Source organism: Ruegeria sp. CDSB086 (genome assembly GCF_059611065.1).
Window position 1 is genome coordinate 148080 of sequence record NZ_JBXWOV010000002.1, and the last position, 25289, is coordinate 173368.

General features: G+C 58.1%; 24 protein-coding genes. 2 read left to right on the top strand and 22 right to left on the bottom strand.

Going from position 1 to position 25289, the window contains the following annotated elements; genetic code table 11:
• Window positions 1-95 precede the first annotated feature (95 nt).
• The 12 genes from AC2FIO_RS04340 to AC2FIO_RS04395 all read right to left on the bottom strand — a co-directional run bounded on the left by AC2FIO_RS04340 (window position 96) and on the right by AC2FIO_RS04395 (window position 10314).
• Entirely contained in the window at window positions 96-509 is a 414-nt protein-coding gene (locus AC2FIO_RS04340; RefSeq protein WP_496695898.1) for a hypothetical protein, read from the bottom strand.
• The gene (gene ftsA, locus AC2FIO_RS04345) at window positions 496-1830 is read right to left on the bottom strand and encodes a cell division protein FtsA (protein ID WP_058279582.1); all 1335 of its coding nucleotides are present in this window, start codon (window positions 1828-1830) and stop codon (window positions 496-498) included. The genes AC2FIO_RS04340 and ftsA overlap by 14 nt, the downstream gene beginning before the upstream one ends.
• 8 nt (window positions 1831-1838) lie before the next feature.
• Window positions 1839-2834: a cell division protein FtsQ/DivIB gene (locus AC2FIO_RS04350; protein WP_496695900.1), complete on the bottom strand. Its 996-nt coding sequence runs from the start codon at window positions 2832-2834 to the stop codon at window positions 1839-1841.
• Window positions 2822-3745 carry a D-alanine--D-alanine ligase gene (locus AC2FIO_RS04355; RefSeq protein WP_282119136.1) on the bottom strand — a complete coding sequence of 308 codons (924 nt, stop codon included), beginning with the start codon at window positions 3743-3745 and terminating at the stop codon, window positions 2822-2824. The genes AC2FIO_RS04350 and AC2FIO_RS04355 overlap by 13 nt, the downstream gene beginning before the upstream one ends.
• A gap of 102 nt (window positions 3746-3847) precedes the next feature.
• Window positions 3848-4777 (bottom strand): UDP-N-acetylmuramate dehydrogenase, encoded by a 930-nt coding sequence (gene murB, locus AC2FIO_RS04360; RefSeq protein ID WP_496695902.1) that lies wholly within the window; start codon window positions 4775-4777, stop codon window positions 3848-3850.
• Between the two features lie 53 nt (window positions 4778-4830).
• Entirely contained in the window at window positions 4831-5121 is a 291-nt protein-coding gene (locus AC2FIO_RS04365; RefSeq protein ID WP_282168822.1) for a hypothetical protein, read from the bottom strand.
• Entirely contained in the window at window positions 5118-5372 is a 255-nt protein-coding gene (locus tag AC2FIO_RS04370) for a DUF2484 family protein (protein WP_496695904.1), read from the bottom strand. Before AC2FIO_RS04370 ends, AC2FIO_RS04365 begins: the two co-directional genes overlap by 4 nt.
• On the bottom strand, window positions 5369-5617 hold the full coding sequence (locus AC2FIO_RS04375) for a DUF2484 family protein (protein WP_199913475.1): 249 nt from the start codon (window positions 5615-5617) through the stop codon (window positions 5369-5371). Before AC2FIO_RS04375 ends, AC2FIO_RS04370 begins: the two co-directional genes overlap by 4 nt.
• A 76-nt stretch (window positions 5618-5693) precedes the next feature.
• Window positions 5694-7103 (bottom strand): UDP-N-acetylmuramate--L-alanine ligase, encoded by a 1410-nt coding sequence (gene murC, locus AC2FIO_RS04380; RefSeq protein WP_496695906.1) that lies wholly within the window; start codon window positions 7101-7103, stop codon window positions 5694-5696.
• A complete protein-coding gene (locus tag AC2FIO_RS04385) occupies window positions 7100-8197 on the bottom strand; it encodes a UDP-N-acetylglucosamine--N-acetylmuramyl-(pentapeptide) pyrophosphoryl-undecaprenol N-acetylglucosamine transferase (RefSeq protein WP_496695908.1) in 1098 nt (365 codons plus the stop codon). The genes murC and AC2FIO_RS04385 overlap by 4 nt, the downstream gene beginning before the upstream one ends.
• Entirely contained in the window at window positions 8197-9360 is a 1164-nt protein-coding gene (ftsW, locus tag AC2FIO_RS04390; RefSeq protein ID WP_058279575.1) for a putative lipid II flippase FtsW, read from the bottom strand. Before ftsW ends, AC2FIO_RS04385 begins: the two co-directional genes overlap by 1 nt.
• 141 nt (window positions 9361-9501) lie before the next feature.
• Window positions 9502-10314, bottom strand: a complete 813-nt coding sequence (locus AC2FIO_RS04395; protein WP_496695910.1) for an arylamine N-acetyltransferase family protein — start codon at window positions 10312-10314, stop codon at window positions 9502-9504.
• Between the two features lie 149 nt (window positions 10315-10463).
• Between AC2FIO_RS04395 and AC2FIO_RS04400 the strand changes: the two genes are divergently transcribed.
• Complete coding sequence (locus tag AC2FIO_RS04400; RefSeq protein ID WP_496695912.1) at window positions 10464-11645, top strand: BaiN/RdsA family NAD(P)/FAD-dependent oxidoreductase; 1182 nt, start codon at window positions 10464-10466, stop codon at window positions 11643-11645.
• Here the strand turns inward: AC2FIO_RS04400 and AC2FIO_RS04405 are convergent.
• The 9 genes from AC2FIO_RS04405 to mraZ all read right to left on the bottom strand — a co-directional run bounded on the left by AC2FIO_RS04405 (window position 11642) and on the right by mraZ (window position 21299).
• A complete protein-coding gene (locus AC2FIO_RS04405; RefSeq protein ID WP_233493524.1) occupies window positions 11642-12016 on the bottom strand; it encodes a glycine zipper family protein in 375 nt (124 codons plus the stop codon). The two genes, AC2FIO_RS04400 and AC2FIO_RS04405, sit on opposite strands and share 4 nt — an antisense overlap.
• 105 nt (window positions 12017-12121) lie before the next feature.
• Window positions 12122-13522 (bottom strand): UDP-N-acetylmuramoyl-L-alanine--D-glutamate ligase, encoded by a 1401-nt coding sequence (murD, locus tag AC2FIO_RS04410; RefSeq protein WP_496695914.1) that lies wholly within the window; start codon window positions 13520-13522, stop codon window positions 12122-12124.
• Between the two features lie 150 nt (window positions 13523-13672).
• Window positions 13673-14755: a phospho-N-acetylmuramoyl-pentapeptide-transferase gene (mraY, locus tag AC2FIO_RS04415; protein WP_058274330.1), complete on the bottom strand. Its 1083-nt coding sequence runs from the start codon at window positions 14753-14755 to the stop codon at window positions 13673-13675.
• Between the two features lie 39 nt (window positions 14756-14794).
• Window positions 14795-16186, bottom strand: a complete 1392-nt coding sequence (locus tag AC2FIO_RS04420) for a UDP-N-acetylmuramoyl-tripeptide--D-alanyl-D-alanine ligase (protein ID WP_496695916.1) — start codon at window positions 16184-16186, stop codon at window positions 14795-14797.
• Window positions 16183-17664: a UDP-N-acetylmuramoyl-L-alanyl-D-glutamate--2,6-diaminopimelate ligase gene (locus AC2FIO_RS04425; RefSeq protein ID WP_496695918.1), complete on the bottom strand. Its 1482-nt coding sequence runs from the start codon at window positions 17662-17664 to the stop codon at window positions 16183-16185. The genes AC2FIO_RS04420 and AC2FIO_RS04425 overlap by 4 nt, the downstream gene beginning before the upstream one ends.
• 21 nt (window positions 17665-17685) lie before the next feature.
• Complete coding sequence (locus AC2FIO_RS04430; RefSeq protein WP_109313115.1) at window positions 17686-19473, bottom strand: peptidoglycan D,D-transpeptidase FtsI family protein; 1788 nt, start codon at window positions 19471-19473, stop codon at window positions 17686-17688.
• A complete protein-coding gene (gene ftsL, locus AC2FIO_RS04435; RefSeq protein ID WP_058274326.1) occupies window positions 19470-19838 on the bottom strand; it encodes a cell division protein FtsL in 369 nt (122 codons plus the stop codon). Before ftsL ends, AC2FIO_RS04430 begins: the two co-directional genes overlap by 4 nt.
• On the bottom strand, window positions 19835-20827 hold the full coding sequence (gene rsmH / locus AC2FIO_RS04440) for a 16S rRNA (cytosine(1402)-N(4))-methyltransferase RsmH (protein ID WP_282168833.1): 993 nt from the start codon (window positions 20825-20827) through the stop codon (window positions 19835-19837). Before rsmH ends, ftsL begins: the two co-directional genes overlap by 4 nt.
• Window positions 20828-20831: 4 nt before the next feature.
• On the bottom strand, window positions 20832-21299 hold the full coding sequence (gene mraZ, locus AC2FIO_RS04445) for a division/cell wall cluster transcriptional repressor MraZ (RefSeq protein WP_496695921.1): 468 nt from the start codon (window positions 21297-21299) through the stop codon (window positions 20832-20834).
• Window positions 21300-22242: 943 nt separating this feature from the next.
• Here mraZ and AC2FIO_RS04450 point away from each other — a divergent pair.
• The gene (locus AC2FIO_RS04450; RefSeq protein ID WP_058279568.1) at window positions 22243-22467 is read left to right on the top strand and encodes a DUF1127 domain-containing protein; all 225 of its coding nucleotides are present in this window, start codon (window positions 22243-22245) and stop codon (window positions 22465-22467) included.
• 408 nt (window positions 22468-22875) lie between these two features.
• On the opposite strand, the gene AC2FIO_RS04455 is transcribed toward AC2FIO_RS04450, so the two are convergent.
• Window positions 22876-25272: an ATP-dependent helicase gene (locus AC2FIO_RS04455; RefSeq protein WP_496695923.1), complete on the bottom strand. Its 2397-nt coding sequence runs from the start codon at window positions 25270-25272 to the stop codon at window positions 22876-22878.
• Window positions 25273-25289: the final 17 nt, after the last annotated feature.

Consider the following 25289-nt stretch of genomic DNA (forward strand, 5'->3'; position numbering starts at 1 on the left):
TCAAACTGCGGAAAACTGCTCAGGTCCTGCCGCGGGCCTCTGTCGGGCCTTGTGGATATCTTGCGGGATAAACGAGTCAGCTGCAACCCATTTCTTTAGCTGATCGGGGCACTTGGACAATTCAAACCGTCCTCGGTGATGCTGCGCACCTCCTGGATTTCGCTGTCCGCAAAAGTGGCCAGTCGCACCATCAACTTGCCCTTATATTCGAAAGGCCACCAACACACCGCTGGCCCTTCGACGGCATCATCATAGAGAAAACAGATTTGGCCGTTCGGCGTTGTGATATGCCCATAAACGCACCCTCTTCCTTCACGGCGCCAAACCGAAACGGTGGAGCTGAGAAATTCTTCGGTGCCAACAAGGTCGCCGCTGCGAAAGTCATGAAAGTCGACGGTTTTGCCCAGAACCGCATCCAGAAATGCCTCGGGGGTGATCCGGGTTTGCGCCTGAGCGGTCAGCGGTGTCAGGGCCAGCAGCGCTGCGACCCCTAGCTTACCAATTGTCACGGAACCAACGCACGGCCCGCTTGAACGGGCGCGCGGCATAGGTGTCGACAGGGATTTCAAAGTCCCACCATTCGTCCTGTGGGTGCGCTGCAAACAGGCTGAGCCCCACTGCGGAAGAGAATCCCGGCCCGGTCGCCGATTGCGGTAGACCATGCACACGCAGCGGTCGGCCAAGGCGGACACGCTGCCCAAGGATGCGGGTGGCCAGTCCGTCCAGCCCCATGATCTGACTGCCACCACCGGTTAGGACAATCTGCTGGCTGGGCATATGCTCGAACCCGGCCGCATCCAGACGAACGCGCACTTCTTCAAGAATTTCCTCGACCCGCGGGCGCATGATTCCGATCAGTTCAGCACGGCTGACGGTGCGGCGGTCATGTTCCCAATCGCCGGTATCCCCGCCGATGTCGATCAGGTCCCGATCATCCGCGCCCGTTGCGTGAACGCCGCCGTTAAAGGTTTTTATCCGCTCGGCGACCGAGGCGGGAATGCCCAACCCCATCGAAATGTCCGAGGTCACATGATCACCACCCATGCGCACGCAATCGGCATAGATCATGTGCTTTTTCATAAAGATCGACACGCTGGTCGTGCCGCCACCCATGTCGATACAGGCCGCGCCCAGTTCCTGCTCATCCTCGACCAAGGCGGAAACACCAGACACATAGGCCGAGTTTGCAATTCCGGCCAATTCCAGATCGCAGCGTTTAATGCAGCGCACAATGTTCTGGATCGCGGTCGCGTCAACCGTCAACATGTGCATGTCGACGGCTAGGCTCTGCCCCATTTGGCCGCGCGGGTCGATCAGTCCTGAGCGGTTGTCCAAAGCGAAGTTGACCGGTTGGGCATGCAATACCTCACGCCCTGCCCCGTAGTCCGGCACATCACAGGCGTTCAGAACACGGCCAACTTCGGCCTCCGTCACGACCTGACCCTCAAGATCGACCTGCGCATCTAACCCGTAAGAGCGCGGGTTCGCACCCGAGAAACTCGCGATCACGTGATCGACCCGGATATCAGCCATCTTTTGCGCCGCCTGCAGGGCGGTTCGGATCGCCCGTTCGGTTTCTTGCATGGCGGTGACTTCGCCAAATTGAACGCCCCGCGACCGTGTGGTCGCAGCACCAATCACTCGAAAGCCGGTCTGCCCGGCCATCGACCCGATGGTGTTGTCCTCGCTCAGGCGGCCGGTCCCGTCAAAGCGCAGTACAAGACAGGCAATCTTGGAGCTGCCAACATCGAGAATGGCGACAACACCGCGCTGCATGGCTTGTCTGCGCATCTGCCGCATGGCGCGCTGGGACTGATAAAGATCGGTCATCATGGTCGTTACTGCTCGCTACCCACTGTCACTTTTGTATTCCACCAGTCTTCGCTGGCAGCTTTGGTCATTCTTATTGTCGGACGTTGCCCAAGGCGCATGTCGACCACCGCCACGTCACGTTCCAAAAGGTCCTGAACTTCATTCACTGCCAGAACACGTTCCAACGCGCGTACGGGGCGCTCGGTCGGCAACATGATGCGCTGACCGCGGTCCATAACCAGGTCCCAGCGACGCTCACCAATCCGGACCAGCCCGCGCACACGGCCGCCCAGGCTGCGGGCGGTTGTCAGCAATTCAAGCGCCTCACCTACGTGACCGTCTGCACCTTTGCCCGCGATCAGAGGTAAATTAGAGTGATCCTTGCGCGACGCGATGCGTTCCACATGCGCGCCGGTCTCATCCAGCAATTCGATCCCATGGCGCGTACGCCAGACGATGACGGGCTGACGCTCGACAACATCCACCTGCAGAATGCCGCCCGGGCGCACCCGTACCGTGGCGGATTTGACCGGATTCAGCCCGGTAATCGTGTCGCGGATTTGCTCAACATCCAGATCCCATGAGCTGACAGGGAAATCCAGCGGCACGACCTCACGAATATCCTCGGACAGGTTGGTCCCTGCCCCGTCAATGGCCATCAGATTGACCATGAACTCTGGCCGTTGCTGGATCGAGGTTTTGATGTCGATGACATAGGCCACCACCGCATCGCGACGCTCTTGCGAGCCGAAATAGATGCCAATTGCGGCGCAAACCGCAAATACCGGCAGGCCAATCTTTAGGCTGCGCCGAACGCCCCGCGTCAGCATCCAGCGCTGCAAGCGGTAGCTGAGACGAGACGGGGCCGGGTCGAGGCGATCGCCCTTGCGGCCAAACATTCCGCGCAACCGCAATTTGGGTGCGGCTCCGGTACGCGCGCCGGATTCGAATTCGGCATCGGGACCGGCCAGTTGCTTGGGCCGGTGAACCACAGGCGCTCGGGTGGCTCTTAGCGGTCGCATGATGCGTCCTCCACCATCCAGGCGCAAAGCTGCCCGAAACTCATCCCCAGATGTGCGGCCTGTTCAGGCACCAGGGACGTCGGCGTCATGCCGGGCTGAGTGTTGGTCTCGAGAAGGAAAAGCCCATCGGCACCCATACTGTCATCCCAGCGGAAATCCGTACGGCTTACGCCCTTGCATCCCAGCGCAGAATGAGCGCGCAATGCGTAGTCCATGCACAGGTCAAATATCTCGGTCGGTACGTCAGCGGGCAAAACATGCCACGATCCGCCGGGCTTGTACTTGGCGTCATAATCATACCAACCGCCATCGGTCATGATCTCGGTAACCGTTACGGCCTTGTCGTTCATCACCGTCACGGTCAACTCGCGCCCGGCAATGTACTTCTCTACCATAACCTGATCGGGCATCTCATCCGACAGTTGCGGTGGACCATTGGACCCTTCATGCACGATGTAGATCCCGACGCTGGAGCCTTCGTTGTTGGGCTTGGCCACGTAGGGCGGCTCCATCACGTGAACCTCGACCACTTCGATCTTGGGGACGATCACGCTGGGAACAACGGGCAGGCCCACAGCCTCATAAACCTCTTTGCTGCGTTGCTTGTCCATCGCCAGAGCCGAGGCAAGAACGCCGGAATGCGTGTACGGAATGCGCATCCATTCAAGTAACCCCTGCACACAGCCATCCTCACCCCAGCGGCCATGCAGGGCGTTGAACACAACGTCTGGTTTGATTTCCAAAAGGCGCGCATAGAGGTCAGGACCTGCGTCCAGCTCAACTACTTCAAAGCCTTCTCCCACAAGGGCGGCCGCGCATTCGCGCCCAGAGCTGAGAGACACCTCGCGTTCCTTCGAGGGTCCACCCATCAATACCGCCACTTTGGGGTTTGTCCTGCTCGACATACCCAACGTGCGCCTCAATGTCCCCGGACCTTATGTGGTGGTCCGTACTGCGTTTATCTCCTTGATCCGTCGCCTTAATTTGCCTGTTATGGTCTGACGGTCAGGGCTTTATTTTGTCAACGGATCACCGACCCGCATGATTTCCCACTCTAGCGTGATGCCGCTTGTTTCGTAAACCTTTTTTCGCACCTCTTCGCCCAGACCTTCGAGGTCCGCGGCAGAGGCATCACCGGTATTGATCAGGAAATTCGAGTGCTTTTCGCTCATCTGTGCGCCGCCGCGCGTCGCGCCGCGCATGCCCGCATCGTCAATGACCTTCCATGCCTTGAGGTCGTGCACATCATCCGCCCGCCCGGTCGAAGAAAACCCTGCCGGGTTGCGGAAGGTTGACCCGGCGCTGCGGTCTTTGGTCGGCTGTGTTTCGTCGCGTTTTTGCAACTGCGCGGACATCCGGGCGTGCAGCTCTTCCGGATCGCCGGATGGACCTTCGAAAGTGCTCGAGATCAGCACCGCGCCTTCGGGCAGATCGGACTGGCGATAACGAAAATTCAGGTCTTCCGGAGTCAGTTCCACAAGCTCTCCCTGCCGGGTAACAATGGTCGCCTTGCGCAGCACGTCCGCCGTGTAGCTGCCATAACACCCTGCGTTCATCCGCACCGCACCGCCAATTGAGCCCGGGATGGTACGCAAAAAGGTCAAGTCCACGCCCTCATCCGCCGCCTTGCGCGCCACATGCGCATCCAACGCAGCTGCTCCGGCGGTAACGATGTTTCCCTTTACCGAGATAGCATTGAACCCGCGCCCCAATCGGATCACAACCGCGCGCAGACCGCCATCACGCACAATCAGGTTTGACCCGACCCCCATCGGGAAAACCGAAATATCTGCGGGTAACCCACTCAGGAAACTCTGTAAGTCTTCTATGTCAGCTGGCTGGAACAGATAATCCGCCGGACCGCCAACGCGCAGCCATGTCAGATCATTGAGGGATCTCTGCTCGGTAAGTCTACCGCGAACCGGGAATGAAGTAAGTGTCATCGGCCTCTTCTATAACTGGCTTTCGTGGATGTCATCCTTCGAACAAACAATGATCAATGATTATCCCGCATCTTCTTAAGGGCACCAATCAACCCGCCTAAGATGGCTCCCGCCAGAGCGGGAAGTACCAATGACCACGTCAAAATGACCGCCAAAAAATCAGCGTCTTCTGGCGGGCCGTCGTTACCAGAGGGGAAGAGATATGCGATGCTCATAGCTGATACCACGATTGCCACAATCACGATCCACGCAAATCCGCCCCTAAACAACAAATGGGCGACGGTTGTAGTGGCAAGAAAAGAAACAACACCCAGGAAACATAAGGCGATTAATGCAGCTGTCATTCAAAACTGCGCCCCATCCGCCGTACCCACCGCCCCAAATAGATCACCGGCCAACGCAGCACCGACATTCCTGCGGCCAAAACGATCAGTCCAATCCATGGGCCGTTTTGCAAGGTGACGTAACCCAATATCGGAATCCCCACAGCGATCAAAACATAGGCGCGCGTCCAGTGGTTGTCCTTGCTGGGGATCATCGCCAGCACATTCGCCGAAATTCCCCAAAGCGCAGCGAGGGCGATCGACAAATTCATTCCTCGACCTCCTGCCCGGTCCAGCGGCGCCAGTAATAGCGAATGGGATTGCGGAACATGGATGCAAAGGCGGCAAAGGCCAGCACCGAAAAAAACCAGCCAAAGTCATGGCCTAACCAGACGATCAGCGCAGGTGCAGAAATGAACAGCACAACGCCCGGCGGAAATTGAAGGCGCATCGGCAGCATGGCCACGATCGTTGAGGCCAAAACCCACAAGCCAGCAAAAAGCACTGAATATACCAACTGCCCCTCCGAGGACGATCCTTGCTGCAACTGCAACATCACACTTTAAAGTTGCAATGCTAGAGAGTCCATTCCATCAAACGGCTTGCTTTTGTCGCAGCCTTTCTGGCAGCCCGTTGGCCCAAGTGCTGATCGTACCAGCGCCGAGACAGACGACCATGTCGCCGGGGCGGGCCTGTTCGCGCACAAGGCGCTCCAGATCGTTTTCGTTCAGCAATGCACGCGCGTGGCGGTGGCCGTGACGGATCAGGCCCTGCACCAGATCATCTCTACTGGCTCCTTCGATCGGGTCCTCTCCGGCAGAGAAAACATCGGCGATGGCGACAACGTCCGCGTCATTGAAGCAGGTGCAGAAATCGTCAAACAGATTGGACAGGCGCGAGTACCGGTGCGGTTGGTGCACGGCGATAACGCGCCCGTCGGTTGCCTGACGCGCGGCTTTTAGAACGGCTGCGATTTCTACCGGGTGGTGGCCGTAATCGTCGATGATGGTAACTCCATCGACCTCTCCGACTTTGGTGAAGCGGCGGTTGACGCCACCGAAATTGGCCAGCGCATCGCGGATTTCTGAGGCCTTCATTCCCAGATGGCGGGCAACGGCCACTGCAGACAGCGCGTTCGAGACATTGTGGTCGCCAGGCATCGGCAATGTGCAGCCCTCGATCATCTTGTCTTCGTACTGAAGGTGGATGTCGAAATGCGCCACGCCGCCTTTGTAGGTCAGGTTCAAGGCGCGCACATCGGCCTGCGCGTTGAACCCATAGGTCCGGACACGGCGGTCGGTGATACGTCCAACCAACGTCTGCACTTCGGCGTGGTCCGTGCAGCACACAGCCAGACCGTAGAATGGCAGGTTCGAGACGAACTCATAAAACCCGTCACGCAATTGGTCGAAGTCACCCCAGTGCTCCATATGCTCGGGGTCGATATTCGTAACAATGGCAATGGTCGCGGGCAGTCGGTTGAACGAGCCGTCGGATTCGTCGGCCTCGACCACCATCCATTCGCCTTGCCCCATCCGTGCGTTCGAGCCGTAGGCGTGGATGATGCCGCCATTGATGACGGTCGGATCGAAATCACCCGCCACCATCAGCTCGGCCATCATGGTGGTCGTGGTGGTCTTGCCGTGGGTTCCGGCAATGGCGATGTTGGATTTCAGGCGCATCAGCTCGGCCAACATGTCGGCGCGACGAACAACCGGCAGGCCTTGCGCCCGGGCGCCGTCCAGCTCGGGGTTGCCAGGCTTGATCGCAGTCGACACCACGACAACGGCCGCGTTTTCAAGGTTTTTGGCACGCTGGCCGACAAATATCTCAGCCCCAAGGCTCGCAAGACGATCAGTGATCTTGGACGCTTTCAGGTCTGACCCCTGCACGCGGTAACCGAGGTTCAGCAAAACCTCGGCAATGCCCGACATCCCAATCCCGCCGATCCCCACAAAGTGAATCGACCCTACGTCTTGCGGCAGTTTGGTTGCAGGATTCATGTGGTCTCCTTCTGCGCCAGTTGTTCGACAAGGGCCGTCAGACGTTCAGTCGCGTCGGGGGCACCGGTCGAGAGGGCGGCATGGGCCATCTTTTGGGCGGCTTCGGGGTTAATAAGAACGGCGCTGATTTGCTCTGCAAGCGCGGGAACGTCAAGTGCGCTTTCCGGGATCATGATCGCACCGCCTGCCTGAACCAATCCTCGCGCATTGGCGGTTTGATGATCGCCTGCGGCTGCGGCAAACGGGATCAGGATCGATGGACGTCCGATGACCGAGATATCCGCCACACTGGATGCGCCGGACCGGCTGATGACAAGTTGTGCATCCGACATGCGACGCGGAACGTCGTCAAAGAAAGGTTTGACCTCCGCCCGAATGCCATGCTCGGCATAGAATGCCGTAACACGTTCCCCATCTTCGTCGCGGGCCTGATGTGCAACGCGTATATGGCTGCGCAAATCGTCAGGCAAGGCTGCGATTGCTCCGGGGACAACATCGCTGAGGATGCGAGCGCCTTGAGAGCCACCCATTACAAGGATCGACATCGGATAGTCGCCAGGCGGAATGTATCCTGCTGCCGCACGTTCCAGAACTGCCGCGCGAACCGGGTTGCCGGTGTGGATTCCGTGCGCGCCTTCGGGCAGATCTGTCGGCCAAGCACCGCAGGCCACATTGGCAACGCGTGTGGCAAAAACTTGATTAACGCGACCCAGAACCCCGTTCTGTTCGTGGATCATGCGGGGAAGTTTCAGCATAGTGGCCGCCCCCAGCGCCGGGATTGACGGATATCCGCCAAAGCCGACCACCACATCCGGTTTGTCCCGTGTCATCTGAAAGGCCATACTGGCAACGCCGCCCACGATTTTGGGTCCAGCCATTGCCTTGGCCGCAAGACCGCCGCGCGCAAAAGTAGCCGAGGCAACTTCCACAATCTCGACCGTTTGCGGAAAGCCACCAGTGTAACGCGCGCCACGCTCATCCGTAGACAGGCGCACACGCCAGCCTTTCTTCAGCATCGCTTCAGCCAGCGCTTGCGCCGGGAACATGTGGCCCCCGGTGCCGCCCGCCGCTATCAACAGGTAAGGTGTCCCCATTATCCTCTTCCGCGCAGAATATCGCCAAGTTCGCCCTGTGGGCGGCTTCGGGTGAACGCCAGCAACATGCCGACCGCGATACCACCCGCAATCAGCGACGAACCACCATAGCTGACAAAGGGCAGCGTCATGCCCTTGGCGGGCAGCAGTCGCACAGCCACACCCATGTTGATCATGGCCTGAACGCCAAACATGCAGGCCAGACCGGTCCCGGCCAGACGGATGAACATATCGCGCTCACGCATCAGCCGCAGAAGCGAGCGTACAACAATCAGTGAATAAAGCGCGATGATGATCAGCACCAGGATCAGCCCGTATTCTTCGGCCGCAACGGCGATGATGAAATCCGTATGGGCATCGGGCAAGGACCACTTCACCTGTCCCTCACCCACGCCGACACCGAACAGACCGCCTTCGCGGATGGCGTTCGTGGCATAGCCAAGCTGGGTGGTGGGGTCGACCTCCTGGTTCAGGAAGCCATCAATACGGCGGGCAAAGTGTTCCGAATTCGAATAGGCGAACATACCCCCCAGGACTACGACGCCCGCCATGCCAACCAGCAGCAGCATCGGCGCACCGGCCACAAAGTACATCACACCCCATCCAAACAGGATCAGGCAGGCCTGACCGAAGTCAGGTTGCAAAACCAGCATCGCCACAATTGCAATGCACAACGCAAATGACCACAACCGACCCGGAGGGCCGTTGATCTGTTGCGACGCAGCCAGCAGCCACGCGGCCACGACGACAAATCCGGGTTTCAGAAATTCCGACGGCTGCAAAGATGCAAAGCCCAGCGAGTACCAGCGCACCGCCCCTTTTCCGAAATCCGTTCCGAAGACGGGCAGAAAGGCCAGCGCCACAAACGAGGCAAGGAACCCAAGTACTGCCAATCGGCGCACCAGTGTCGGCGACATCATCGACGTCAGCAGCATCGCAATCAGCGCCAGTCCGCCGAACAGCGCCTGCCGTTCGACATAGTGGAACGGATCAAACCCGTTGCGCCCTGCCAGTGGTGGTGATGAGGCCAGCCCCAGCAACAATCCGATGACAAACAGGATCAGAACGCAGGACATCGTCCAGCGATCAATCGTCCGCCACCATTTCGGAAGAATCGGTTCTCCGCGCTGGTCCTGGACCGCGCCATACACCATCTCAGTCATGAGATACCGCCACTATCTGCCTCGTTAACGTCCCGTTTTTCGGGATCTGATTGAGAGTCTACAGGGATTTTTGCGTTTGGGCTAGCGGAATGAATAAGGATTGAGAAAACTGCTCATCGTTGCGGCTGAGCGGGGGAACACCTACCGGACTTTATCATGAAAAAGCTCGTCATGACGTTTCTTGATCTTGGGCCAGACTTCGGCAACCGCCGGGACATTCAGGCCAAAGTCATACTTCAGGCAGTCAACCAACTCCTTTGGTGTCGAAATGGTTTCCTCACGTATTCTCATAGTATCAATCGTCCTCATCACCAGACCGCGTAGTATGATATGCCTGTTGGTATAACGCCTTTGCGCGGTCAGGGTGCGTAGAAATGGCGAGTTGGGATCGGTCTGCAAATGTCGACTGGCAGACTGGAACAAGCTTGGTTCGACACTTTCCTGAGTAAACCAATAGCCTGTTTCCCCTCCGCCTGCGCTTTCTGAATATTGAACAAAGCCATCACGCTGGGCGGTTAGCGAAATATTGTAAGGCTGCTGCAATCCCGTGAATGGTTCCAGCGGGATTGGAGTAGACATCGCGCCACCAAATCCAACATCAACAAGCAAATGCTCATCGCACTTGACCTTCAAAAGCATATGATCCGGTGCCTGATCTGGAGAAGGTTTGTCCGGGCCGACGTATCCAGCCAGGTATGACACCTGAAATCCGATTTCCTGCAGTACCCAACTGAAAAGAGAGTTTAGCTCAAAACACCATCCGCCACGTTTCCGCGCAACGACTTTTTCAAACACGTCGTTCTGATCAAACGAAACCGGAACCCCCAATTGTTGATCGATATTTTCGAAAGCAACCATCCTTAGTTGCGCCGCGAAGAGATTGTCGAGCGTCACCCGATCTGGCTTTAGGTCGCCCGAATACGCTATTCGGTCCAAGTAGTTTTTCAAATCCATTTAAGCACCCTCAAAAGCACTGCACTGTTTGGCGTCATAAACTTGCTTGTAATTCCTCAAGCTAGGTTGAGCTCAAGACAAAATTCTGGATCGTTCATCTGAGACTTTGACCCCTTGCCTTCCTTTGCGATCCAAGCCATGCGCAGCACATGACCTATGACACGATCATCCTTGGCGCCGGTGCAACCGGTATGATGTGCGCCGCCCATTGCGGCGGGCGCGTTTTGGTGATCGACCACGCCAAGGCTGCCGGAGAGAAAATTCGTATCTCGGGCGGTGGGCGCTGCAACTTCACCAACATGTACGCGGGACCGGGAAACTTCCTGTCGCAGAATCCGCATTTCTGCAAATCCGCGCTGGCGCGGTATACGCAATGGGATTTCATTGATCTGGTCGGTCGACACGGCATTGCGTGGCATGAGAAAACGCTGGGGCAACTGTTCTGCGATGGGTCATCAAAACAGATCATCCAAATGTTGCTGGATGAGATGGAGCGCGCCGGGGCGGAATTGTGGGTTCGGACTGAACTGAAGAACCTGCGTAAGACCGATGGCGGATTTTCTGTTGACCTCGAATGTGAAGGGCAGCGGCATAGCCTTAATTGCACCAACCTCGTGCTGGCTACTGGCGGCAAGTCGATCCCCAAGATGGGCGCGACCGGGCTGGCCTACGAAATTGCGCGCCAGTTCGGACTATCGATAACCGAAACGCGGGCGGCACTCGTGCCGTTTACGTTTTCGGATGGTAAATTCAAGGACCTGTCTGGCGTATCCCTACCCGCGCGGCTGTCGAATGACCGGACCAGCTTTGACGAGGCTTTGCTGTTCACCCATCGCGGGCTTAGTGGACCATCGGTTCTGCAGTTGTCTTCCTATTGGCGCGAAGGCGAGGCGGTCCGCGTAAACCTGATCCCGGATCTGCCGCTGTTTGATTTGCTGCGGGATCAGCGGCAAAGCGGCGGACGCAAGGCGCTGACCACGGAACTGGCGCGCCACCTGCCCGGGCGTCTGGTCGAGTACCTGAGCCATCATATCCCCATGCCAGGCAATCTGGCCGATCAGTCGGACGCCGCGCTGTCCGAACTGATCGCAGCACTGTCCGACTGGCAGCTTACCCCCTCGGGCACCGAAGGGTATCGTACGGCCGAGGTGACGCTGGGCGGGATTGACACTGATAACTTGTCGTCAAAAACGATGGAGGCCAGGGATGTCCCCGGCCTCTATGCGATTGGCGAAGCGGTGGATGTCACCGGATGGCTGGGCGGTTACAACTTCCAATGGGCGTGGTCCTCGGGCCACGCCGCAGGAATTGCAATCGCCGGGCAGAGTTAGCCGACGACGTTGTAGCCACGTCCGCGCATGCAGTTGCGCACGATAACTTCTTTGTTCTGGTTTTTGTTAATCACGTCTGCGCCGGCGCCAACAAGCGCACCGGCAACTGCCGCACGGCCCAGATTGTCACTGCTGTCCTGAACAATCCCGGTTACAGCCGCCGCACCTGCCGCGCCTATCGCTGCGTTTCCTGCGGTAGAGCCATCAACGCTGGCTTGTGATGCCGCCAGTTGTTGGCACTGCTGAAGGTCTACGTTGTAGTTCGGGCCGATCGGGCCGTCGACGATTGGTTGATAATTGGCACCTGTGTTGGTGCAGGCACCGGCAACGAGAATGGCAGGCAGGATCAGAGAAAACTTACGAAATGGCATAGTCATAACCTCGTGTTGAATTTGCAGGCAAGCAAAACCAATAATGATGGCGCGTCAAGCTGATAGCATCGCAGCTTGGCCCAACCGGCGGTCTATTGCAAATGGCTATTCCGGAAGCCGTTGCCTGACTTCCGCTACAAAGTCCTCTCCGCGCTGCTCGAAATTGTCATATTGGTCGAAACTGGCCGCGGCTGGCGCAAGCAGGACTGTCTCGCCGGGTTGGGCATCCTTCATGGCTTGCTCAACAGCCACGGACATGGTGGTGCAAACCAGCGCATCGGCCTTAAGTTGCATGGCGAAACTCGCGGCCTCGCGACCAATGACATAAGCTTTGACCACCTGGTCTGCGGCTGCGTTCAGAGCGGCGACACCGCCTTCCTTCTCAAGCCCCCCACAGACCCAGCGGACCTTCCTGAAAGCGCTCAACGCCTTGAGAGCGCTGTCCACATTGGTGGCTTTTGAGTCATTCACATAAGTAATACCGCCTACCTCGGCGATGATCTGACTGCGATGCGGCAGGCCCGGATAGCTGTGCAGCGCGTCTTCGATTACGCGCGGTGCCAGCCCAAGCGCGCGACAGGCGGCATAGGCCGAACAGGCGTTTTGGTGGTTATGTGCGCCGGGAAGGCCCGTGATTCCGCGCAGGTCAATCGAGCCCGCTTGCCGTCCCTTACGGTATTCCGACAAGAACCCTTTACGCGCAAACACCTGCCATCCGGGTCCCGTCAGTTTGCGCGCAACCGACACCCGGATAACCCGATCGTCTGCGCGGCCCTCTGCCAGTTGACCGGCCAAAAACGCGCCCTCTTTCTCGTCAATGCCAATCACGGCGCGGTCCGGGCCACCTTCGGCGAACAACCGACGCTTGGCGGCAAAATAGCCCCCCATCCCGCCGTGGCGGTCAAGATGGTCGGGCGACAGGTTGGTGAAAACGGCCACGTCCGGGGTCAGGGCCCGGGCCAGTTCTGTTTGATAGCTGGACAGCTCCAGCACAACGACCGAACCGTCACCGCCCGGATCAATATCCAGCACCCCACGACCGATATTACCCGCCAGCTGTGCCTCGCGCCCGGCTTCGGTCAGGATATGGTGGATCAAGGCCGCGGTGGTCGATTTCCCGTTCGACCCGGTCACCGCGATCACACGCGGCGGAGAGTCATAATTGTTCCACTCAGGCCCTGCAAAGGATCGGAAAAACAGCCCGATGTCGTTATCGACCGGGACACCGGCCTCAAGCGCCGCAGCCACAATTGGATTGGGGTCAGGATAGAGATGAGGAATACCGGGCGAAACGATCAGCGTGGCGATATCGTCAAACGCTCCATGACGGCGCAGATCGGCACAGACGAACCCTTCGGCCTCAGCCACTTCCCGGGCGGCAGGATTGTCATCCCAACACACAGGCTCAGCTTTACCTGCCTGCAGGGCACGCGCCGCGGCCAGCCCCGACCGGCCAAGCCCCAGAACCGCAACCTTCTGCCCTGAAAACCCTTTGACCGGGATCATACTGCTTACCTTTTATTGACTTAAATTTGGCCGCCACACTGCACCGAAGAAATCACCGAAGGCAAGGGTGACGAAAGGCTCGCGCGTCAGCGCGAGCCCGGCCCAACAGGTGACAGGTGGACCGCAGGTCCGCCGAACCTGACGGGAGCGTTACCGGACTTTCAGCGTTGCCAGACCGATCATTGCCAGGATTAGCGAGATGATCCAGAACCGGATCACGATCGTCGGCTCTGCCCAGCCCTTTTTCTCATAGTGGTGATGGATCGGCGCCATCAGGAACACCCGACGTCCAGTACGTTTGAAATACAGCACCTGGATGATCACGCTCAGCGCTTCGACTACGAACAAACCACCTACGATCGCCAAAACCAGTTCGTGTTTGGTGGCTACCGCGATGGCACCCAATGCACCGCCCAGCGCCAGCGATCCGGTGTCGCCCATAAACACCGCAGCTGGTGGCGCGTTGTACCAAAGGAAGCCAAGACCGGCCCCGAACAGGGCCGAGGTAAAGACGAAAATCTCACCTGTTCCGGGCACGTAATGGACATCCAGATATTCGGTAAAGTCGACCCGTCCAACGGCATAGGCAATCACTCCCAGCGTCGAAGCTGCGATCATCGCCGGCATGATGGCCAGACCATCCAGACCATCGGTCAGGTTCACAGCGTTGGCCGCCCCTACAATCACGACGATCGAGAAGGGTATGTAGAACATGCCCAGATTGATCAGTGTATCCTTGAAAATGGGCAGCGCCAGCTGGTTCTGCAGGGCCTCGGGATGGTGCAGCGTGGCCCAGGCCGAGGCCAGAACTGCGATGATAACCCCCAGTGCCATACGCATTTTACCCGAAACGCCCTTGGTGTTCTGTTTCGACACCTTCGCATAGTCATCAGCAAACCCGATCGCCGCATAGGCCAGCGTTACAAACAGAACCATCCAGACATAGGGATTGTCCCACCGCGCCCAGATCAATGTCGATGTCATCAGCGCGCCCACGATCAGCAGCCCGCCCATCGTCGGTGTGCCCGCCTTCGAAAAATGCCCTTCGGGCCCATCATCCCGGATCGGCTGGCCCTTGCCCTGCTTTTTGCGCAGCACGTTGATCAGCGGTTTGCCAAAGAGAAAACCGAAAATCAGCGCGGTCAAAAAGGCGCCGCCTGCGCGGAACGTGATATAGCGGAAGAGGTTGAAAAAATCCCCTCCGTCCGACAGGGCGGTCAACCAATAGAGCATTTCAAAACCTTTCTCACACTGAGGTGGCGGGCGCGATCATCAATCAAGCGCGCCCCCTTGCCCCATTTTACGCAAACCGTCAACAATCTGCGCCAATGCCATGCTCAGCGATCCCTTGGCCAACACAGTATCACCGGCCTGAACAAGCTCGGGCAGTTGAACCGCCATCTCGGAGCTGGTCTCGAACCAAAGCCCGCGTTTATCCGCCGGAAGTGCATCGTACAGCGCCTTCATCAGCGGGCCGACGCAATGTACTTTGTCCACGCGCTGCATAGCCGAAACATCCGCCATCGCCGCATGCATAGCAGTTTCTTCCTGCCCCAACTCCTTCATATCCCCAAGAAAAGCGATACGACGATGCCCTTGCGCCGCGGCCAAAACATCCAGTGCGGCCTCCATCGACGTCGGGTTAGCGTTATAGCTGTCATCCAGCAGTTCGATCCGGCCACCGTCGGTCAACGCGATCTGTTCGCGCACCCCGCGACCCTTGACCGGCGACCATCCGCCGAGACCTGCAATCGCCTGATCCAGATCGATGCCCAATTCGACACAGGCAGCCAATGCCCCCAGGGCGTTCATGGCGAAATGCGTGCCCGCTGATTGTACGTCAAACGCAAACTGGCGTCCTGCGACTGTTGCCTTTGCATGAACCGAGTCAGCCTCTTGGGTTACATCGGTCAATGTGTAGTCGGTGCCATTGCGGCCGAAATCCACCGTTTTCGCGCCCAAGTCCCGCGCACAGTCGCGCAGGATGTCCGCATGCTCGATATCCGCGTTCAGGATGGCCGCGCCGCCCTCGATCAGGCCGTCAAAAATTGCCGCCTTTTCATGCGCAATACCGGCCACCGACTCAAAGGCTTCTAGGTGCACTGCCGCCACGGTCGTGACCAGCGCCACATGCGGGCGGGCTTGCTGCGCCAGCGGTGAAATCTCTCCGGGGTGGTTCATACCGATTTCGATCACCGCGAATTCTGTGTCACGCGGCATCCGCGCCAAGGTAAGCGGCACGCCCCAGTGATTGTTGTAGCTGGCAACGCTGGCATGAGTTTTTCCCTGCGTTTCCAAAATCGTGGCCAGCATTTCCTTCGTCGATGTCTTGCCGACGCTTCCGGTCACCCCGAGCACCCGCGCATTGCAGCGGTCACGACCTGCGCACCCCAGCGCCTCAAGCCCCAACTGCACGTCTTCGACGATCAGCAAGGGCGCATCTTCGGTTACGCCCTCAGGAATACGCGACACCAAGGCCGCCCCAGCGCCTTTTTCCAAAGCCTGTACCACAAATTCATGCCCGTCCCGCGCGGCTGTGAGTGCGACGAAAAGATCGCCAGGCTGGATGGTGCGCGTGTCGATCGACACACCATCGACCGCCCAGTCCGAAGTGACGCGTCCACCGGTTGCTTCGGCGGCCTCGGCTGCAGTCCACAATGTCATGCCACCCTCCCGTCTAGTGCGGCCACACTTATGCTGGCTTGTTCGACATCATCAAATGGCAGAACCTGATCACCAACGATCTGGCCGGTTTCATGCCCCTTGCCCGCAATCAAAAGCGCGTCGCCGGGTTGCAGCGCGTCTATCCCGCGCAAGATGGCCTCGGCCCGATCGCCGACCTCGGTGGCCTCTGGTGCCCCATCCATCACGGCCGCGCGTATGGTGGCCGGATCTTCGCTGCGCGGGTTGTCGTCGGTGACGAAAACCACATCTGCGTGATTGGTGGCGGCTTGCCCCATCAGCGGGCGCTTGGTCGCGTCGCGATCACCGCCCGCGCCGACAATGGCGATCAGGCGGCCCATCACATGCGGGCGCAGTGCCTTGAGTGCGGTCGCCACTGCGTCAGGTGTATGAGCGTAATCTACAAAAACCGCTGCCCCATTCTCTCGCGTCGCGGCCAGCTGCATGCGTCCACGAACCGTCGTGAGATGCGGCAGGGTTTCGAAAACGTGTTCAGGCTCTTCCCCTGCAGCAATAACCAAACCGCAGGCCAACAAGATATTTTCAGCCTGAAAACCGCCGATCAGATTCAAACGGGTTTGGAAGATCTTGCCCTGCCAAGAAAACCGCAGGTCCTGACCTGTTGCGTCAAACCGCTGATTCATCAGGCACAGGTCTGCTTCCCCAAGCCCAACGGTCAAAACCTTCTGCCCCCGGTCTTTGGCAATTCGGAGGACCTGAGCGCCCTTGGGATCGCTCATGTTGACGACAACAGTGCCGTCGTGCGGCAGGACCCGATCAAACAGACCTGCCTTAGCGTTGAAATACGCCTCATACGTTTCGTGGTAGTCCAGATGGTCCTGAGTGAAGTTCGAAAACCCCGCCGCAGCCAGCTGTACCCCATCCAAGCGGCGCTGTTCCAACCCGTGCGAGGATGCCTCCATCGCAGCATGAGTCACTCCGTTCTCCGCAGCCTCGGACAGGCAACGATGCAAAGTGATTGGTTCGGGCGTTGTATGGGCTAGTGGTGCGGTCCACGCCCCCTCAACCCCTGTGGTCCCGAGGTTGACCGCAGCGTGACCAAGTTCGGTCCATATCTGGCGAACAAATGTCGCGACCGAGGTTTTGCCGTTGGTGCCAGTAACCGCAACGGTGGTCTTAGGCTGCGCTCCGAACCACAGCGCGGCGCACCCGGCCAGCGCCTGACGCGGGTCCTCGAGCACGATCAGCGCCGCATCTGATGCGGCCAGTTCCTCGGCTGCGATCTCTGCCCCTTCAGCATCCGTCAGGATGGCTGCGGCCCCCATACGCAAAGCGTATTGAATGAACTCACCGCCATGAACACGTGTACCGGGAAGTGCCGCAAAGAGGAAACCGTCTTTGACTTCGCGGCTGTCGACCGCCAGCCCTGTGATATCAGGATTGGTGCCACCTCGGGCGGTCAGGGCCAGTTGGCTGAGTTTCTTTGTCCTTGCGCCCATGACCCACCTCGTTTGGACAGCCTAATTTGAGGTCAGCGTTATAGCAGCGCCGGCCTCAGGCTCAACCCGAGGACGCAGGCCCAGCAACGGTGCGATGCGCCCGATCAATTCTGCGGCCACAGGAACCGCTGTCCAGCCTGCCGTACGGCGCTTTTCGCCATAAGCAAGGATGGATGGTTCGTCCAACGTTACGATCAGGACGTATTTTGGGTCATAGGCGGGAAAGAACGTCGCAAAGGTCGCAATCACCTTGTCGTCGTAATAACCACCACGCGGCTTGGGCTTATCCGCGGTGCCGGTCTTACCGGCCACATCATAGCCTGCCACATCGCCAAAACTTGCGGTGCCATCTGTTACCACCCGGCGCAACATGTTCTGCGCCTGGTTTGCCGCGTTATCAGACATCACCCGAGGACCGTATTGCGGCCCATTTTTGCGCAGGATCGTCGGGCTTACATAGTGCCCGCCATTGGCAATCGCCGCATACCCCGCCGCCAGGTGCATGGGGCTGGTCGACAGACCATGACCGTATGAGATGGTCACCGTGCTCAATTCGCCCCATTTCTTGGGCTTCAGCGGTTCGCCGCCCTTGGCTTCGACGATTTCGAACGGGGTGGGATCGAACATACCAAGCGATTCCAGGAAATCCTGCTGCCGTTGCGCGCCGATCTGCAGCGCCAGTCGCCCGGTGCCCCGGTTCGAGCTGTGGACGATCACATCGGCTACGCTGATCTTGCCGTAATTCTTGCCGTTGAACTCACCAATCGGGAAACGGCCGATCTTCATCGGCCCCGAGGTATCGATGATCGTGTTCGAATTCACCAAACCCAACTGAACCGCCTGCGCGGCGGTGAAAATCTTAAACACGGATCCCAGTTCGTAAACGCCCTGTACATAGCGATTGAACAGCGGGCTATCTGATGGATCGAACCCCGAGGTCGGCGGGCGCGGGCGATCATTGGGATCGAAAGACGGCAACGAGGCCGCTGAGATCACCTCGCCCGTATGCGCGTTCATCAGAACCGCCGACGCACCCTTGGCGTTCATGATCTTCATGCCGCCATATAGCACCTGCTCAACGGCGGCTTGAACCGTCAGGTCCAATGAAAGTTGCAGCGGCTTAGTCCCATTCGCGGGATCACGAAGGTAGTCGTCGAATTGCTTTTCAACACCGGCCACACCGATCACTTCAGCAGCGCTGACGCCTTCGCGCCCAAAGCTTGACCCGCCAAGGATATGCGCCGCCAGACGGCCATTCGGGTACAACCGCATCTCACGCGGGCCGAACAGGATGCCAGGATCACCGATATCGTGCACGGCTTGTTTCTGCTCGGGCGAGATACGCTTTTTGATCCACAGGAATTTGCGATTGCCGGTGAAGTCCTTGACCAGGCGTTCTTTTTCCAGATCTGGGAAAATCGCCACAAGCTGATCAGCTGCGGCAATCGGGTCGATCATCAGCGGCGGCTGCGCATATACCGAATAAGTGTCCAGATTGGTCGCAAGAATGCGCCCTTCCCGGTCTACGATGTTGGCCCGCTGCATCGCAATGGCTGCACCAGGGGCCGAAGCCACAGGCTCCTGCGCTTCGGATGTGGCCAACATGCCCATCCGGACGCCCACGACTGAAAAGGCACAGAAAAAGAACAGACCCAGCACCAGCAAGCGGCCCTCAGCACGGGTGCGGCTGCGGTCTTTCATGTCTTCGTGACGCTTGCGGATGTTTTCGCGCTCAATGGCTTTGGGATTCTCGCCCCGCGAGCGCGCGTCAAGGATTCGGGCGAGAGGGCGCAGCGGCGTGCGGGTCATGGAATCTGCACCTCACCCAGCGCCTGAATATTCGTGATGGCCTGCAGCTCGATCGGGTCGACGATCGGCAGGTCAGGATCTTCCGCATAGGCAATCTGATCGGCGCGACCGAATTGCTCAGCCCGCAGGGGCAAAAGGCCCAGCCGTTCAAAGTTTAGATCTGCAAGCTCACGCAACCTATCGGGGCGGTTCAGATAAGCCCATTCGGCGTTTAAAACCGCCAGCTTCACCTGCGCCATACCAATTTCGCGCTGCAGCTTCTGCGTTTCCTTCACCACCTGCTGCGTGCGATAGTTTTCCTGATACGCCCACAGCGCCAGTCCAAACACGGACAGAGCAGTCAACACATACAAAACACTCTTCATTTTGCTCTTCCCCCTAGTTGCGGCATGCCAACGGCGCGGGCATCAATTTCCCCCGACGGCGCATCCGTTCGAATTGCAACACGCAGCTTTGCCGAGCGTGAACGCGGATTTTCCTGCAGCTCCTGATCATCCGGCCCCACGGCCTTACGAGTCTTAAGCGTGAACTGCGGCAGCTCCTGCTCAATCTCGGGCGCATAGCGATTGGCCCGGCCCGTTTTGCCCGCACGGGACTGAAAGAACCGTTTGACCATCCGGTCTTCGATGGAATGGAACGTCACGACTGCCAGTTGCCCGCCCGGCTTCAAAGCGCGCTCAGCAGCCATAAGGCCCTGATACAGCTCTTCATATTCAGCATTCACTGCGATCCGCAGGCCCTGAAAACTGCGCGTTGCAGGGTGGGACTGCCCCGGCTTGGGACGCGGCAAACAGGATTCGATGATCTGAACCAGGCGCAGAGTTGTTGTTATCGGCTCTTCCGCACGCGCTTTGGCGATGGCTTTGGCAATGCGGCGGCTGGCACGCTCTTCGCCATAATGATACAGGATATCAGCCAGTTGTTCCTCGGTCGCAGTATTGACCAAATCTGCCGCGCTTTCGCCCTCCTGACTCATACGCATGTCGAGCGGGCCGTCCTTCATGAAAGAAAATCCGCGTTCCGCCAGGTCGAGCTGCATCGACGACACACCCAGATCCAGAACGACACCATCCAGATCCTGTGCGTATTCGTCCATGCGCGAGAATACACCCGGCTGCATCACAAGCCGGTCGCCATAATCTCCGACCCAATCCGCCGCCATTTCAAAGGCCAATGGATCACGGTCCACGCCGATGACCTTATCTGCGCCAGCGTCCAGCAGGCCCCTTGAATATCCGCCTGCGCCAAACGTTCCATCCAGCCAGACGCCCGACACGGGCGCAACAGCAGCCAGCAATGGACGCAGCAGAACGGGAATATGAGGTTTATCAGAAGGGGTGTTAGCGCCGGCCATGCCGTTACGCATCCCCGGTGCCGTCAAGGAACTCCAAAGGATCAAAGTCCTCGGGCTGTTCGTCCAACCACTCTTCGGCCGCAGCCAATTCTTCGGAATCGTAAGTTTCAGGCTTCCAAATCTGGAACGTGTCACCCGCGGCGATAAAGAATGCCTCACCTTCAAGATTGATCTTGTTGCGCAGCTTGGCCGGCAGCACCAGACGGCCGGTTTCATCCACTGTGGTCGGGAAAGATTGACCGTGGAACATGCGCTGCAACATCTTCCGCTGCATCGACCCGCGCGGCAGCGCATCGATCTTGGCATCGACCTCTTCGATCGCCTGCATAGTATAGCATTCCAAGAATTTGCGTCGGTGGTCGCCGTAGACAATTACAAGCTCAGGAGTGTCGCCGGGCTGCCAGTTCGGGTCAGAGGATTCAAGCACACGGCGAAACGAGGCCGGGATCGACACCCTGCCCTTCGTATCCACCTTGTGGTGGCTTTCACCTCTAAACCTGCGCGCCAAGACGACTGTCCCTTCCGCTTGCGCCCCACTTAAAATTCACTCCCCCAGATGAAAAACGGCGGGTTGATCTGCTGCCACTGATCAACCCGCCGCATTGACCCGCTGTGCGGGATGTCCAGCTGCGCGCGCCACCTGGGGGGATGTCTGCTCGCCCGCGCGCCGGATCTCTTGATTGATGAAAGCGAGATGCCTGTATGAAACCTGTTTTTATTGGTTCGGGGTCGTTTGGCGCCCCATGTGCCTCGTCCTCATCGGATGAACTAGGGATGACATGGGAATTCATGGAAATCAACAGAAAATTTGCCGACCCCATGTTCAGAATCACAGTTTAGCCAACGCAACTGGGAAAGAAAACCATCCCGTAGACACCAATTGTAGGTAGTTTATGTTATCAATATACTAAATAGGCCAAATTCGGAGCCACCCCAAATATTCCCATAATTTCCCAGAAAATTCTCCCAGAGGTGATATTTTATGATGAGCATAGCGAAAATGGGCCACTGGGTTAACGAATCATCCCAATTTTTAACCTCAGCCACATGTGGATTCTGCGCCGCCCCAGCTGACGCCCATGAATTCCCACGATCAGAAATCATCATGTCAGCCGCCGCGCGCCTGGCCCGTCCAATACACAAAGCGCACAAGAATTGACAAACTACGCTCAAAAGACGCGCAGACACGAAAATTCAGAAAACCTTGTTAAGACCTTCCCTAGGGGAAACACTCACTGAAGGCCTTATTTTATTGGCTCGGCCAAACCCACACTGGCAACCGGTTGATATCTATGCATTTGCTGCATAGCAGCATTGACGTTGTCGGGTATTGTGCAATCGCAGCATTTGATTATTTTCAATCTCAAGCAAGCGCCGGACAACACCGGCAACAACGAATACATCGAGTAAAGCAAATGGCTGTAGCAACACAGAACACCGCGCTCAAAGGCGCACCGGCAGTTAGCCTGGCTTCGCTGTTCGAGGCGGCAAAGACCCGGTTCACCCGATATCGCGTCTATCGCCAGACAGTTCACGAACTGTCTGATCTGTCGAACCGCGAACTGGCTGATCTGGGGCTTCACCGCTCAATGATCCGCCGCCTGGCTCAGCAAGCGGCCGAAGAGCACGTCGCGCGTTAAGCGACACAGAAACATCGAGATCAGGTCCTTCCTCCTCCCTTTTGGACCTGTATTTCAGCGGCGACATCTCTCCTCCTCCCTGATGTCGCCGCCCTTAATACCGGCCTTGAACGCCGGAACGTGACACACCGGGTACTCCTCCTCCCTTTCCCGGTGTTGAAAGCGCGCGGCGACGTCTCTCCTCCTCCCTGACGTCGCCGCGTCTTCCTCATACCGGGATCAAACCCGGGTTCGGATACATCGGGGCTCTCCTCCTCCCTGCCCTGATGTTGAAAAGAACGGCGGTTCCCTCTCCTCCTCCCTGGGAACCGCCGTTTTTGTTTTTGCAGACAAGAAAAAAGCGCCGCGGTCGAAACCGGGCGCTTTTCAAAAAGATCGAGCATGTGCCGTCAGGCAAATTCCGTTTGCTTAAAACGGCACATCATCCTTGGCGGACAGAAAGCGGGAAACCACTTTTTTCAATCCAGCCTTTTCGAAATCGACCTCAACCTTGTCGCCTTCGATGCCGATCACTGCGCCATAGCCGAATTTCTGATGAAACACGCGCTCGCCAAGGGTGAAACTGGCGACCGCAGTCGCGTCAATCACCGTATTGCGGCTTTCGCGGGGTTGGGACGTTCCATACTGCCCCTGCCGGGCCTGCAATCGCCGCCAACCGGGGGAGTTATAGACATTGGCCTCGGCCGCACGGGTTTCGATACCGGCAGTCGGCTGACCACCCCCATACAGCCCCGGCGGCGTCAGAACTTCGACATGATCTTCAGGCAACTCGTCAATGAACCGCGACGGCATCGCGTTTTGCCATTGACCAAACACCCGACGATTGGCCGCAAAAGAAATCGTACAGATCTCTTCCGCGCGTGTGATGCCGACATAGGCCAATCGCCGTTCTTCCTCGAGTCCCTTGATCCCGGATTCGTCCATCGACCTTTGCGACGGGAACAACCCGTCCTCCCACCCCGGCAGGAACACGGCCGGGAACTCCAGCCCCTTTGCCGCGTGCAGGGTCATGATCGAGACTTTTGCCCCGTCCGATTCCTTCTCGTTGTCCATCACCAGGCTGACATGTTCCAAAAACCCTTGCAGATTCTCGAAATTATCCAGTTGGTTGACCAATTCCTTGAGGTTTTCCAACCGCCCCGGAGCCTCAGGCGTTTTCTCGTTCTGCCAGTGGGCCGTATAGCCGGATTCGTCCAGGATGATCTGCGCCAACTCAATATGTGACACCTCTGGCTCACCAAACCGCATCGGAGCTGTGCCGTCATCAATCACAGAATCATCGTCGACTTCGATCTTGGGCCCGCGCGTCATCGCGTTCCAACGCGCCAACCCATCGATAAGCTCGCGCAGTGCTTTGCCGCCTTTGCCTTTGATCAGCCCATTGTCGACAGCAATCCGCGCCCCATCGACCAGCGACACGCCATTTTCCCGCGCCGTCATCTGAATCGTCTGCTGCGCCTTGTCACCAAGCCCGCGTTTCGGGGTATTCACGATCCGCTCGAAGGCCAGATCGTCGCCGGGGCTAACCACCAGCCGGAAATAGGCCATCGCGTCACGGATCTCCATCCGCTCATAGAATCGTGGGCCGCCTATGACCTTGTAGGGCAGGCCGATGGTCAGAAAACGGTCCTCAAACGCGCGCATTTGATGGCTGGCCCGCACGAGAATCGCAATTTCATCCAGATTAAAGGGCCGCGCACCGCGCGTTCCCCCCTGCATTGCGTCGATCTCTTCACCGATCCAGCGCGCCTCTTCCTCGCCATCCCAGTGGCCAATTAATCGTACTTTTTCGCCATCCTGCGCATCAGTCCACAGTTCTTTGCCCAACCGGCTTTCATTGCCGCGAATTACATTGGACGCAGCCGCCAGAATATGTGGGGTTGAACGATAATTTTGTTCCAGCCGGACAACATAAGCCCCGGGAAAATCTTTCTCGAACCGCAGGATGTTGCCCACTTCGGCCCCGCGCCAGCCATAAATTGACTGATCATCGTCCCCCACGCAACAAATGTTCTTGTGCACCCCGGCCAGCAACCGCAACCACAAATATTGGGCGACGTTGGTATCCTGGTATTCGTCCACGAGAATGTAGCGGAACCAGCGTTGGTATTGCTCCAACACATCCTGATGAGTCTGGAAGATCGTGACCATGTGCAACAGTAGGTCGCCAAAATCCACCGCGTTCAGCTCTCGCAGACGAGTTTGGTACTGCGCGTAGATCTCGAGACCTTTGTGGTTATAAGCCCCCGCATCGGCTGCCGGCACTTTGTCGGGCGTCAGGGCGCGGTTCTTCCAGTCATCAATGATGCCGGCCAACATGCGCGCAGGCCAGCGTTTGTCATCAATATTAGCCGCTTGAATCAGCTGTTTGAGCAGCCGCAACTGATCATCCGTATCCAGAATGGTGAAATTTGATTTCAGATCGACCAGTTCCGCGTGCCGCCGCAGCAGCTTGACGCAGATCGAGTGGAACGTGCCCAGCCAAGGCATCCCCTCGGCTGGTTGCCCCAACAAACGGCCCACGCGGTTCTTCATCTCGCGCGCGGCCTTGTTGGTGAATGTCACCGACAAGATCTCGTTCGGGCGCGCACGCCCAATACTAAGCAGATGCGCGATACGCGCGGTCAGTGCCTTGGTTTTGCCCGTACCTGCGCCTGCCAGCATCAGGACAGGCCCATCCAGTCGCTCGACCGCGTCACGTTGCGCCGGGTTCAGCTCGTCCAGATAAGGCATAGGGCGCGCGGCCATGGCGCGCGCGGACAGGGATGCGCCCTCAAAGGCGTCCATTTCGTCGAAACTGCTCATCTTGCCAAACTACGCTG